Below are 12768 nucleotides of genomic sequence, written 5' to 3'. Positions count from 1 at the left end.
ACGTTCTGGGGGCGAGCGCAATCGGGGGCGCTGCGTGAGCAGCACCCCCGATTGTGGAACGCGTTACTTCTTCAGCGGCGCGTAGCGGAACTTGAACGAGGCGTCGAGCGTGGTGCCCTGCACGTTCTTGCCCACGACCGCGACCTGCTTGCCCTGCAGGATCGGCAGGGTGGAGAGGTCCTTGGCGACCATCTCCTGGATCTGGCCGATCTCCTCCAGGCGCTTGGCCTGGTCGGTCTCGGTCTGCTCCTGGACGATGGCGTCGTTGACAGCGGGATTGTCGTAGTGGTTGGCGAGGAAGTTGTCCTTCATGAAGAACGGCGCCAGGTAGTTGTCCGGGTCGGAGAAGTCCGGGAACCAGCCCAGCTGGTACATCGGGTACACGTCGGCCGAGCGGTCCTTGGAGTACTGCACCCACTCGGTCTGCTGCAGGTTGACCTTGAACAGGCCGCCCTTCTCGAGCTGCGTCTTGTACGCGGCGTACTCGTCACCCGACGACGGGCCGTAGTGGTCGCCGTTGTACTGCAGGTTCAGCGTGACGGGCGCGGTGATGCCGGCATCCTTCAGCACCTTCTCGGCCTTCGCCTGGTCGGGTCCGCCGTTGCCGTCGCCGTACATGTCCTTCAGGACGGTCGTCGCGCCGGGCATGCCGTCGGCCACGAAGGAGTACAGCGGGCTGTAGGTGTCCTTGTACACGTCCTTCGCGACGGCGTTGCGGTCGATCAGGTCGGCCATGGCCTGGCGGACGGCGAGCGCCTTGGCCGGGTCGGCCTCGGCGGTCTTGGCGCCGAACGGCATGGTGTCGAAGTTGAAGACGATGTAGCGGATCTCGCCGCCGGGGCCGTCGACGATCTTGACCTTGCTGTTGCCCTTCAGGCTCTCCACGTCGGTGGCCGACAGGCTGCGGAAGGCCACGTCGATGTCGCCGTTGCCGATCGCGAGCTTGAGGTTGGAGGCGTCGGCGTAGTACTTCGCCTGGATGCCGGTGTTCTGGGCGGGACCGAGGTTGCCCTGGTAGTCCTTGTTCGGCTTGTACGAGATCAGCTCGTTGAGCTTGTACGAGTCGATCGTGTACTGGCCGGCGAAGGCGTCGCCCTTCACGATGTCGGCGTCGGGAGTGACGGCGTCGGGCGAGAAGACCTCCTCGTCGACGATGGGAGCGGCGGGGCTGGAGAGGATCAGCGGCCAGGTCTGGTCGTTGCCGTTCTTCAGCGTGAAGACCACGGTGGTGTCGTCCGGGGCCGCGACCGAGGCGAGGTTGCCCAGCAGCGAGGCGGGACCGTTCGGGTCGTTGATCTTCACCATGCGGTCGAACGTGAACTTCACGTCGCTGGAGGTGAGCTCGTGGCCGTTGGCGAACTTCAGGCCCTTCTTGAGCTTGACCGTGTACTCGGTCGGCGAGGTGAACTCGGCCGACTCCGCGATGTCGGGGCTGACCGTGGCGTCGCCGTACTTGCTGTTGAGCAGGAACGGGTAGACCTGGTTCATGACGACGAACGAGCCGTTGTCGTAGGAGCCGGCCGGGTCGAGCGAGACGACCTTGTCGGTGGTGCCGACGATCAGGTCACCGCCACCCGAGCTGCTGCCCTCATCGGATCCGCCGGTGCTGGTGGCGCAGCCGGACAGAACAACAGCCGCGACGCTGAGCGCGCCGATGGCGAGGCCGAGTCGGCCCCTGGAGATCTTCATTGACATAACCTGCCCTGTGATGGTTCGGGTGTTCGGTTTCCGCGCTCGTGATGGACGCGGCATGGGCTCAAATCTACTCAGGAGCATGGGACATACCCAACCGCTCGGTCAGGATCGTGACGAGACCGACACTCGCACGATTCCGGTCGCGGCGTCTCGTAATGGCCTGATCAGGACCGGCTCGCCCACCACTCGCGCAGGCGCCGCTCGGCGGCATCCGGTCCGATCACGCCCTCGTCCAGCCGCAGTTCCAGCAGGAACTTGTAGGCCTCGCCCACCTCGCGGCCGGGCGGGATGCCGAGGATCTGCTGGATCTGGTTGCCGTCGAGCTCAGGGCGGATGCTGTCCAGCTCCTCCTGCTCGCGAAGCTCCTCGATGCGGCGCTCGATGTCGTCGTAAGCGGATGCCAGACGTGCGGCCTTGCGCTTGTTGCGGGTGGTGACATCGGCGCGCACCAGGATGTGCAGCCGGTCGATCAGCTCACCGGCATCCCGCACATAGCGCCGCACGGCGCTGTCGGTCCAGGCGCCCTCGGCGTAGCCGAAGAAGCGCAGGTGCAGCTCGATGAGACGGGCCACGGCATCCGTCGTCGCGCCGTCGAAGCGCAGCGCCTGCAGGCGCTTGCGCGCCATGCGCGAGCCGACCACGTCGTGGTGGTGGAAGGTGACCGCGCCGCCCGGCTCGAGCTTGCGGGTGCGGGGCTTGCCGATGTCGTGCAGCAGGGCGGCCAGGCGCAGCGGCACGTCGGGCTCGGCGCCCGGATGCCGCGCATGCTCCAGGTCGATGGCCTGGCGCACCACGGTCAGCGAGTGCTCGTAGACGTCCTTGTGGTGGTGGTGCTCGTCCACCTCCAGGCGCAGCGCGCTGACCTCGGGCAGGAACTGCTCGACCAGGCCGGTGTCCACCAGCACGCGCAGGCCCCGCACGGGATCGTCGGTCTGCATGAGGCGGATGAGCTCGCCCTGCACGCGCTCGGGGCTGACGATGCTGAGCGTCTGGCGCAGCTGCTCCATAGCGGTGAGGGTTTCCGCGTCGATGCCGAACTCCAGCTGCGCGGCGAAGCGCGCCGCGCGCAGCATCCGCAGCGGGTCATCGCCGAAGCTCACGCTCGGGTCGATGGGGGTGCGCAGAATGCCGGCGACGAGGTCCTCGACGCCGCCGGTCGGGTCGATGAGCTTCGAGATCGGCGCCTGTCCGGGCACGGCCACCTGCAGCGCCATGGCGTTGACCGTGAAGTCGCGGCGCAGCAGGTCGCCGTCGATGCTCTCGCCGAACTCGACGACGGGCTTGCGGGTGAGGCCGTCGTAGCTGTCGGCGCGGTAGGTGGTTATCTCGACCTGCTCGCCCTGCACGCGCGCGCCGATCGTGCCGAAGGCGCGGCCGATGTCCCAGTGCGCGGATGCCAGCGGCTTGACGATCCGCAGGATGTCATCGGGCCGCGCGTTCGTGGTGAAGTCCAGGTCGTGGGTGCTGCGGCCCAGCAGCGCATCGCGCACGGGGCCGCCGACGACCGCCAGCTCGAACCCGGCATCCGCGAAGGCTGAAGCGAGGGCCGAGACGACGGGATTCGCGGCGAGCGCGCCGAGACGTTCCAGTCCTTCGGCCATATTGAGCATGATCTCCAGATTACCGGGGCGGGTGCTGCAGCATGGAGCGCAGCAGCATGCCGGGAGCGGATGCCGCGACCTCGGGCAGCCCTGCGGCCAGCGCCCACTCGTCCAGCCCTCGCAGCATGCCGAACGCGGCGGCGACCAGCGCGTCGGCCGGGAGGTCGTCGCGCACGGCATGGGATTCGACGCCGACGTGGAGGACCTCCGCCACCCAGGTGCGCACGGTCTCGAGCAGGGTCGTGCGAGCATCCGCCCCCGCACCGGCCGGAAGGTAGAAGATGCTGCCCAGCAGCCCGAGGGCGCGATTCTCTGCGGTCAGCGCGCCCAGGTCGGAGAGGACGCGATCCACCTGCGGCCAGAACTCCTCCTCCGCGAACTCGACCGGCGCGGGAGCCGTCCATTGCGCGCGCACATCGTCGACGAGGCTCTCGACCACGGCATCCAGCAGCTCGGCCTTGGAGGCCGCCGCGTGGTAGAACGAGCTCTTGCTGAGCCCTGCGGCCCGGATGATCCTGTTCAGCGAGGCGCCCTCGAACCCGGCGGATGTGAACTCGGCGATGGCGGCCTCGATGAGGGCGTCGCGATGCGGTCCAGTCAGAGCGGTCACGATCCCAACCTACTGGACCACCCAGTCCAAGGCGGCGTACAGTCGTGAATGGACCAGGTGGTCCAAAGGAGGAGCATGCTCATCGACACGCCACTGGCGAACCAGCTCGGCGCCCAGCGCGACGACCGCCTGCGGGTGCTCATCGTCGGCGCGGGCGTCGCCGGCACCACTCTCGCGCAACTGCTGCGCCGCGACGGGCTGCACCCCGCGCTGGTCGACCGGATGCCGGCCTTCGACCATCCCGGCTACATGCTGGCCCTGATGCCCCTTGTCGACCAGGCCTTCATCGACCTCGGCATCCACGACGAGTACCTCGCGGCAGGCACGCCCATGGCTCGCTACGCGTTCCGCTCCCATCGCGGAAAGACGCTGCGCACCGACTCGATGAGCGAACTGCTGGGCGCCTACGGCGACTCCCTCGGCATCTCCCGCGAGGCGCTGATCGAGGTGCTCACGCACGACGGATGCCCGGTGACCCTGGGCACGACCGTCGACGCGGTCACCGGCGCGGCTCGGGGAGCCGGCGGCACGGCGCGGTTCGTCGGCCGGGAGGGCCGGGCGATCGGCGAAGCCTCATTCGACCTCGTCGTCGGCGCCGACGGCATCCGCTCCCGCATGCGCGACGTGCTGGGGGCAGGACCGCTCGACGTCGCGAGGACGGGCTGGTCGGGCTGGGTCGCCTGGGCGGACGAGCGCGGCGACTCCGCCCTCGGCGAGGAACTCTGGGGCGACGGATTCTTCCTCGGCGCGTATCCGGTGAAGGGCCGGCTGGGCGTGTTCCTCGGCGGACCGGATGCCGACCTCGCAGGGGGACCGACCGCATTCGCGGCATCCGTGCGATCCCGCGTCGACGACATCGGCCCTCGGCTGGACGAGGCTCTCGCCGCGGTCGCGGCGGCGCCCGACCCGTATCTCTGGAGGCTGGAGGACGCCGGAGTCGCGCACTGGGTGCTGCCGCACGGCGTGCTGCTCGGCGACGCCGCGGCCGGGTTCCTGCCGACGGCCGGGATCGGCGCGGGGATGGCGATCGAATCCGCCTGGCTGATGGGCAGGATGCTCGCGGGCGCGGCGCCCGACGCGCTGCCCGGACTGCTGGCCGCGTGGGAGCGCGCGGAGCGCCCCCGCGTGGAGGCCGCGCAGGCGAACTCGCGGGTGCTGGCCCGTCTGATGTTCCGCAGAGGACGGCTCACCGCCTGGCTGCGCGAGACGACGATGCGGATGCTCAGCGTGCAGTCCGTGCTGGGGCCGATCGTGCGGCTCGTCGCCGCACGCCCCGACCCGGAGGCACTGCTGGCCGCTCAGCAGGCTCGCATGCGCTGAAGGTCTGTCACAGCGCCTGTTCGAGCAGCTCCCGCCGCGTGCGCGGATCGCCGGTGATCTCGACCACCCGCACGCCCGCCGGAACGATGTCGGGGTCGTCGATGAGCTCCCCCAGGATGCCGTCCATCGCGGTGCGCAGCGCGGGGTGCTCCTCGGCGCCGACCTCGATGACGTCGCGATCGTTCAGCGGCAGCACGACCAGCAGGTCGACCGTGCGCAGGGCATCGGCGGTCAGCGCGGTCATCCGTTCCAGGTATCCGTCAGGGAAGTCGTCACCGGTCAGGTCGGCGAGCGCGAGCAGGTAGGCGAGGAAGTCGATCGGGCCGCGCTCGGCGATCAGATCGGCTGCGGTCTCCTCGCGGAGGCGCTCCGCGCTCAGGCGCAGCTGCGCCGAGATCATCGCCGCGCCCGGCGCATCGGACGCCTCGTCCAGCAGCTCGAACGGATCGGGCAGGACCGTGAACCCCGGATGCCCCAGCGCGAAGTCCGAGATCAGGGTGCTCTTCCCGCTGGCGTGGGTGCCCGAGACGACGATGCGCATTCCGCGAGCGTACTCGCGCCGCCGCGATGGAAGCCGGTGGATGCCTGCTACGCGATCGGGTCGCCCTGCACCGGTCCTTCTGTGTTCGGCTTCCAGCCCAGCGCCGGGGCGACGTGCTCGGCGAAGGCCTGCAGCACGTGCACGTTGTACTCCGGCCCCAGCTGGTTCGGGATCGTCAGCATGAGGGTGTCGGCAGCCATCACGGCCTCGTCGGCCTTCAGCTGCTCGATGAGCACGTCTGGCTCGGCGGCGTAGGTCTTGCCGAACGTGGAGCGCAGCCCGTCGATGATGCCGATCTGGTCGTGGCTGTCCTCGGAGCGCAGGCCGAAGTAGGCGCGGTCCTTGTCGCTGACCAGCGGGAACACGCTGCGGCTGACCGAGACGCGCGGAGCGCCGGTGTGCCCTGCCTCCTTGTAGGCGGCGCGGAACATGTCGATCTGCTCGCGCTGCAGCTCGTGGAACGGCTGCCCGGTGGCCTCGGTGAGCAGCGTGGAGCTCATCAGGTTCAGGCCCATCCGGCCGGTGCTCTCCGCGGTCGCCCGCGACCCCGCGCCCCACCAGATGTGGTCGCGCAGGGTGGGCGAGTGCGGCTCGATGGACAGGTACTGCCCGGCGCCGACCATGCGCGGATCTCCGGGCGCGATGCGCTCCCCGTCGATGATCTTCAGGAACAGGTCGAACTTCTCGCGGGCCATCACGCTGCCGCGCTCCGGGTCCTCGCCGTCGTGGAAGCCGAAGGTCTCGTAGCCGCGCAGCGCGGTCTCGGGTGACCCCCGGCTCACACCCAGTGCGATGCGGCCGTCGGCGATGTAGTCCAGCGCCGCGGCCTCCTCGGCGAACTGGAACGGGTTCTCGTATCGCATGTCGATCACGCCGGTGCCGACCTCGATGCGCTTGGTGCGCGCGGCCATGGCCGTCAGCAGCGGGATCGGGGATGCCGACTGCCGCGCCCAGTGGTGCACGCGCACGTACGCGCCGTTCACGCCGATCTCGTCGGCGCCCTCCGCGATCTCGATCGTCTGGCGCAGCATGTCGCCCGCCGTGCGCGTGAGCGAGCCGGGCACATCCGCGTAGTGCCCGAAGGAGAGGAACCCGAAAGCCTTCATGCTCTATGCAACCGCATGGATCCGGATGCTATTCCGCCGCATCCGCGGGCAGCAGCAGGCCGTCTTCGATGAGTCGGCGGATGCGGGGCTCCAGGTCCGCCCAGAGGTCGGTCAGCGGCACTTCGAACAGGTCGGCGAGGGCCTGCACGATCTGCATCACCGTCAGCTCGCCGTCACAGGCGCCCACGAAACCCGCCAGCGCGGGGTCCACGCCGATGGTCCGGGCGAACCCGCCGCCCTGACGAAGCTCGATCACGCTGGGTGCGTCGTCGCCGGGCAGGTGGTGCCGAGCCTCGGTCACGTCGGCGGCCACCAGCAGGCGATCCGGGATGCCGTCGGCGAGCTCGTCGTGTGCGACCAGCCCCGCGAGCAGGGCCCGGCCGAGGTTGGACACCGACTGGGTGATCGTCTCGAAGCGGCGGAGGGGCTCGGAACCTTCGATGTCGCCCCTCCGCAGCAGGATGTACCCGAACCCGATGGCCGTCACCTCGCGCGACTCGAAGTCGTCGAGCCAGGCGGTCAGCAGCCGCGTGAACCCGGCATCCCTCGGCAGCGTGCCGCCGTCGCGGATCCACAGCTCCGCGTACGCCAGCGGCGAGAGCTGCTCGCGCTGGATGACCCAGGCATCCAGCTCCTCGCCGATCCAGGAGCGCACCCGGTCCAGCCCGTCCACGCCCGCGCGCGATTCCCAGTTGCCCAGCAGCTGCGCCACCCCACCCGGTGTCAGCCGCGACGGGGCCGCACGCAGGAACTGCTCGACCAGCGCGTCGCCGATCAGCCCGCCATCGCGGTACTCGTACTCGGGCACGTCGTTCACGCGCGGCGTGATGACGAACGGCGGATTGGAGACGATCAGGTCGAACGTCTCGCCCTCGACCGGCTCGAACATGCTGCCATGGCGGAACTCGACGTTGTGCACGCCGTTCAGGCGCGCGTTCACGGCGGCGAAGGCCAGTGCGCGCTCGGAGATGTCCGTCGCCACGACCTGCCGCGCGTGCCGCGACACCAGCAGCGCCTGGATGCCGCATCCGGTGCCCAGGTCCAGGGCGCGCTCCACGGGAGCGGGGATGATCAGTTCGGCCAGCGTCCGCGAGGCACCGCCAACGCCCAGCACGTGATCGGCGGGAAGAGAGGTGCCCAGCGCGATCTCATCGAGGTCGCTGGCGATCCACCACTCGCCGACGCCGTCGGCATCCACGAACGACTGCGGGCGGATGACGGCCAGAGGCACGACATCGGGCCCCTCGGTCGCGGCCAGACCCAGTTCCACCAGGCCGTCCACGCCCGTGCGGGGCACGGCCCACTCCACGGCGCGGTGCGGCTGCGGCATCCCCAGCACCCACAGGCGGCCGAGCGTGGCCAGAGCGTCCTCGCGGCCGGCGATGGCGCGGAGGATCGGCTCACGCAGTCCGCGGGCCAGGGCATCGTCGGCCTCCTCGCCCCAGAGCCGGCGCAGCGGCTCGGAGCGGAAGTCCGCAGCATCCAGATCGGCGGCCAGCGCCTGCAGCAGAACGGAATCGGGGCGGGGGTGGGCACGATCCGGCACGGCCGTCACTTTACGCGCCTTCAGGGTTCCCCGCGGCGCGCCCAATAGAATCGGGGCGTCGTCCGCGCGCTCGATTCGCACGGACGACGACACACCATGACTGCGTTCTCCCCCCGCGAAGGCCTCCGCCCGCGCGCGCGTAGGCTGCTGAGCCGACTCGCCGCGGTACTCGTCGTCGGCTCGGTGCTCCTGGGCGGCGCGTCACCGGCATCCGCTGCCGATGCCCCGAAGACGGAGTCGGCCACCGTCGAACTCGCCGTCTCCACCGGCACCGGGGCGCGCATCGCGCCCGGCGGGTCGCTGGTCAGCACGATCACCATCTCCAACACCACCCCCGACGAGCTCAGCGCGGGCTCCGTCGCGCTGGAGATCGATCCCGCGCCGCTCGCGAACGACGCGGCACTGGATGCCTGGCTCGCCGACGGCACGGCGACCGGCGCGTTCCGCTCCGTCACCACCGAGCCGTCGCCGAAGGTCGGACCGGGAGACAGCGTCGAGGTCGGCGCCCTCGCGGACTCCTCCGATCTGGGCGACCTCAGCGCCGGGGTCTACGCCGTCAAGGCTCTGCTCAGCGGTGCGACGACCGAAGGCGGGGTGGCCTGGAACCTGTCGGCGAGGTCGGTGCTGGTGATCAGCCCCACCGCGCGGACCGTCGGCGTGGTGGTCCCGATCACCGCGACGCCGGCCTCGGGCGCGCTGCTGAGCGCCGACGAGCTGGCCGACCTGACGGCGCCCGACGGCATGCTCACGGGTCAGCTCGACGCCCTCACGGACGCCCCGGCCATCATCGCCGTCGATCCGGCGATCCCCGCCGCCATCCGCGTGCTGGGAATCCGCGCGCCGCAGAGCGCGGTGGCATGGCTGACACGCCTGGAGAGACTGCCCAACGACATCGTGATGCTGCAGTTCGGCGATGCGGATGCCACCACGCAGGCGCACGCGGGCCAGAAGACGCTGCTGGCCACTCCCGACCTCACTCCCCTGCTGGATGCCGCGGACTTCCCGACGCCCGCCCCCACACCGATCGGCACACCCTCCCCCACCGCGCCGAGCACCTCGTCGCTGTCCGCGATCAGCAGCGCGGACACCGATGTGCTGTGGCCCAGATCGGATGTCACGGCCTCCGATCTGGCGACCTTCGGCGGGTATCTCGGAGACGCCGTCACCACGATCCTGCCCTCCACATCGCTGCAGGGTTCCGTCGGCTCCCACGCAGAGGTCGACGGGCACAGCATCCTGGTGACCGATGCCGACGTCTCCTCGCACCTGTCCCAGACCGCGCAGCTCACTGACCCCACTCGTATCGACCTCGGCATCGCCGGCGCCGCCGGGCACCTCTACTTCGCATCCCAGGCATCCCCCACCGTGCTGGTGGGGCTGAACCGTTCCGAGACGCGGTCGCCCGTCGCGCTGCGCGAGCTGCTGAGCGCCTTCGCCACGCCGGGCGTGCGGCTGTCGTCGCTGAAGTCCTCGCCCGCGGCATCCGCTGCTCTGGTCACTACGGCCGACACCGTGCGCCCGACCGCGCTGACGTCCATGCTGGCGGGCGAGCAGCAGCTGGTGACGTTCTCGTCGATCCTCGACACCCCGGCGCTGATGCTGGCGCCCGAGCGCATCCGGATCCTGCGGACCATCGCCGTCGGACTCAGCGACAAGCAGTTCGCCACCGCCGTCTCGGATCGTGCCGCGCACGTGCAGAAGCTGCTGAACTCGGTCAGCATCCAGCGCCCCAAGCCCGTGCAGCTGATCACCTCCGCGGCGCCGTTGCCGGTGTGGGTGCGCAACGAGCTGCCGTGGGACGTGCACGTGGTCCTGAACAGCGAGCCGTCCCAGCCCCGTCTCGACATCCAGCCCCTGACCACGGTCGAGGCTCTCGCTGACGGCACGACGCGCGTGGACGTTCCCATCTCGGCGCGCGTGGCCAGCGGCGAGGTGAAGGTGCACTTCCGACTCACCAGCGCGACGGGCGTGCCGATCTCGCAGCCGGCCGTCGCCGAAGTCACGCTGCGCGCCGACTGGGAGGGCATCGGCCTGGGCATCCTCGGCGGCGTGATCGCGCTGCTGTTCGTGCTCGGTCTGATCCGCACGGTACGGCGGCGTCGTCGCAAAGCGGATGCCGCGGGCTGAGCGGGTCAACTGGGGTGGCCAGCTGGGGTGGTCGGCTCGGGCAGTCAGCGGTCGCGGTCAGCGGAGGGGAATGCCGCGCGGTTACCATGGGTTGAAGCAGTCGTGGCGGGTTCCTTGCGTCCTGGTGACGCACTCGCCGGCAGAGGAGAGCACATGCGTCAGGTCATCATCATCGGCTCGGGACCGGCCGGGTTCACCGCCGCCATCTACGCGGCGCGCGCCAACCTGCAGCCCCTGCTGATCGCCAGCTCCGTCGAGGTCGGCGGCGAGCTGACCAAGACCACCGATGTGGAGAACTTCCCGGGCTTCCCGGAGGGCATCCAGGGCCCCGATCTGATGGTCAAGCTGCAGGAGCAGGCCGAGAAGTTCGGCACCGAGGTCGTCTACGACGACGTCGTCTCGCTGGAGCTCGACGGTCCGGTCAAGAAGGTCGTGCTGGGCACGGGCGCTGAGCACGAGGCATCCGCCGTGATCTACGCGACCGGCTCCGCCTACCGCAAGCTCGGCATCGAGGGCGAGGAGCGGCTCTCCGGACACGGTGTCTCCTGGTGCGCCACCTGCGACGGCTTCTTCTTCCGCGAGAAGGCCATCGCCGTCGTCGGCGGCGGCGACTCCGCGATGGAAGAGGCCACGTTCCTCACGCGCTTCGCGTCGAAGGTGTACGTGATCCACCGCAAGGACACGCTGCGCGCCTCGAAGATCATGCAGGAGCGCGCGTTCGCCGACCCGAAGATCGAGTTCATCTGGAACAGCGAGGTCGACGAGATCCTCGGCGAGTTCGAGACCACCGGCGTGCGGCTGCGCTCCACGGTCGACGGCTCCACCCGCGAACTCGACCTGCAGGGCGTGTTCGTCGCGATCGGCAACGACCCGCGCACGCACCTCGTTCACGACAAGCTCGAGCTCACGCCCGAGGGCACCATCTGGGTCGACGGCCGCTCGTCGCGCACCTCGCAGCCCGGCGTCTTCGCCGCCGGCGACGTGATCGACCCCACCTACCGCCAGGCCGCCACCGCGGCGGGATCCGGCGTGGTCGCCGCACTCGACGTGGAGCACTTCCTCGCCGGGCTCGCGGATGCCGTGCCCGTGGCTGCGGCCGCCAACTGATCGTTCGGAACACCTGACCTGCATCCGGTGTTGCACCGGGTGACATCCAACTAAGGAGAATCATGACTGCCAAGGCAACCACCGAGGCGACCTGGGAGCAGGACGTCCTCCAGGCCGAAGGACCCGTGCTCGTCGACTTCTGGGCCGCGTGGTGCGGTCCGTGTCGGATGGTCTCGCCCATCCTCGACGAGATCCAGTCCGAGCACTCGGAGAAGCTCACCGTCCTCAAGCTCAACGTCGACGAGAACCCCAACCTCGCGATGAAGTACCAGATCACTTCGATCCCCGCGATGAAGGTGTTCCAGGGCGGCGAGGTCAAGACGACCATCATCGGCGCCAAGCCGAAGTTCGCGCTCGAGCAGGACCTGGCCGCGTTCATCGGCTGAGCGCCTTCGGGGCTCTGAGCCTGTCGAAGCGTCGAGAAGCCCGTCACCTTTCGAGGTGGCGGGCTTCTTCTGCGTTCGGATGCCGGTGACTCAGGACGCGTCGGCGACAGTGGGATCCCAGCGACGGTGGCGCCGCTCCCCCAGCATCCCCCACACCGTCTTCGTCAGACCCGGGTACTCCAGCGCGATCTGACGCAGCACACGGTAGTGGCGCGCGGCATTCGGACGCACGCCGTCGTTGGCCTTGATGTTCTCGGCGCGCAGCAGGTAGACGACCAGCTCATCGATGCTGGGGAGTTCTTCCATGAAGTCCCACGGGTCCTCGCCGGCACGGAGTCGCTCCTGGATCAGCACCGCGAGCTCGTCGGATGCCTCAGCGCGGAGCACCTCGAGACTCGCACGGCGTGGAACGGAATCTGTCACCGTTCCAGCCTAAACGCGGCCCGCCGATCTGGCGGTGTCGACGCTTCGCCTGTGGAGAACCGCGTGTGTCACTGCCGGGCGGACCGCTGGGATCGTCATTTCGCAGTTCGTGGCGTACTCAGAGGTATGCGGATCAAAACGGATGCCAGCGGGCGTGTGCGGAGCGATGTTTCACGTGAAACAAGCAGCGTATTCGTTTCGACTCGCTGCGCTCGCTCAACGACCGGTCATTGAGCGACGAGCGAAGCGAGGAGACGAAATGCCCGAGCCCGCACGAGAACTCGTTTCGACTCGCTGCGCTCGCTC

The 12768-nt window shown here is 69.5% G+C and carries 11 protein-coding genes; 4 read left to right on the top strand and 7 right to left on the bottom strand.

Going from position 1 to position 12768, the window contains the following annotated elements; all coding sequences use genetic code 11:
* Positions 1-63 precede the first annotated feature (63 nt).
* The 3 genes from Q0568_RS10500 to Q0568_RS10490 all read right to left on the bottom strand — a co-directional run bounded on the left by Q0568_RS10500 (position 64) and on the right by Q0568_RS10490 (position 3906).
* On the bottom strand, positions 64-1695 hold the full coding sequence (locus Q0568_RS10500) for an ABC transporter substrate-binding protein (RefSeq protein ID WP_298866167.1): 1632 nt from the start codon (positions 1693-1695) through the stop codon (positions 64-66).
* 164 nt (positions 1696-1859) lie between these two features.
* Positions 1860-3305: a CCA tRNA nucleotidyltransferase gene (locus Q0568_RS10495; RefSeq protein WP_298866165.1), complete on the bottom strand. Its 1446-nt coding sequence runs from the start codon at positions 3303-3305 to the stop codon at positions 1860-1862.
* Positions 3306-3315: 10 nt separating this feature from the next.
* Positions 3316-3906 (bottom strand): TetR/AcrR family transcriptional regulator, encoded by a 591-nt coding sequence (locus Q0568_RS10490; protein WP_298866163.1) that lies wholly within the window; start codon positions 3904-3906, stop codon positions 3316-3318.
* 75 nt (positions 3907-3981) lie between these two features.
* Between Q0568_RS10490 and Q0568_RS10485 the strand changes: the two genes are divergently transcribed.
* The gene (locus Q0568_RS10485; protein ID WP_298866160.1) at positions 3982-5226 is read left to right on the top strand and encodes an NAD(P)/FAD-dependent oxidoreductase; all 1245 of its coding nucleotides are present in this window, start codon (positions 3982-3984) and stop codon (positions 5224-5226) included.
* A gap of 7 nt (positions 5227-5233) precedes the next feature.
* Here the strand turns inward: Q0568_RS10485 and Q0568_RS10480 are convergent, their stop codons facing one another.
* Genes Q0568_RS10480 through Q0568_RS10470 form a run of 3 tightly spaced genes read right to left on the bottom strand, consistent with a single transcriptional unit; the run spans position 5234 to position 8419 of the window.
* The gene (locus tag Q0568_RS10480) at positions 5234-5767 is read right to left on the bottom strand and encodes an AAA family ATPase (RefSeq protein ID WP_298866158.1); all 534 of its coding nucleotides are present in this window, start codon (positions 5765-5767) and stop codon (positions 5234-5236) included.
* A 47-nt stretch (positions 5768-5814) separates the two neighbouring features.
* On the bottom strand, positions 5815-6873 hold the full coding sequence (locus tag Q0568_RS10475; protein ID WP_298866157.1) for an LLM class flavin-dependent oxidoreductase: 1059 nt from the start codon (positions 6871-6873) through the stop codon (positions 5815-5817).
* 28 nt (positions 6874-6901) lie between these two features.
* On the bottom strand, positions 6902-8419 hold the full coding sequence (locus tag Q0568_RS10470; protein ID WP_366941398.1) for a methyltransferase: 1518 nt from the start codon (positions 8417-8419) through the stop codon (positions 6902-6904).
* Between the two features lie 96 nt (positions 8420-8515).
* Here Q0568_RS10470 and Q0568_RS10465 point away from each other — a divergent pair, with 96 nt between their 5' ends.
* The 3 genes from Q0568_RS10465 to trxA all read left to right on the top strand — a co-directional run bounded on the left by Q0568_RS10465 (position 8516) and on the right by trxA (position 12039).
* Positions 8516-10546, top strand: coding sequence for a DUF6049 family protein (locus tag Q0568_RS10465; protein ID WP_298866153.1), 2031 nt, complete (start codon positions 8516-8518; stop codon positions 10544-10546).
* 153 nt (positions 10547-10699) lie between these two features.
* Complete coding sequence (gene trxB / locus Q0568_RS10460; RefSeq protein WP_298866151.1) at positions 10700-11653, top strand: thioredoxin-disulfide reductase; 954 nt, start codon at positions 10700-10702, stop codon at positions 11651-11653.
* Positions 11654-11715: 62 nt separating this feature from the next.
* The gene (gene trxA / locus Q0568_RS10455; RefSeq protein ID WP_298866148.1) at positions 11716-12039 is read left to right on the top strand and encodes a thioredoxin; all 324 of its coding nucleotides are present in this window, start codon (positions 11716-11718) and stop codon (positions 12037-12039) included.
* Between the two features lie 90 nt (positions 12040-12129).
* On the opposite strand, the gene Q0568_RS10450 is transcribed toward trxA, so the two are convergent.
* Positions 12130-12462, bottom strand: coding sequence for a tryptophan synthase subunit alpha (locus tag Q0568_RS10450; RefSeq protein ID WP_298866146.1), 333 nt, complete (start codon positions 12460-12462; stop codon positions 12130-12132).
* Positions 12463-12768: the final 306 nt, after the last annotated feature.

It is taken from the genome of uncultured Microbacterium sp., from assembly GCF_937927635.1.
Classification (GTDB): domain Bacteria; phylum Actinomycetota; class Actinomycetes; order Actinomycetales; family Microbacteriaceae; genus Microbacterium.
The sequence above is the reverse complement of the archived record's forward strand: the minus strand, read 5'-3'. Positions and strand labels throughout refer to the sequence as shown.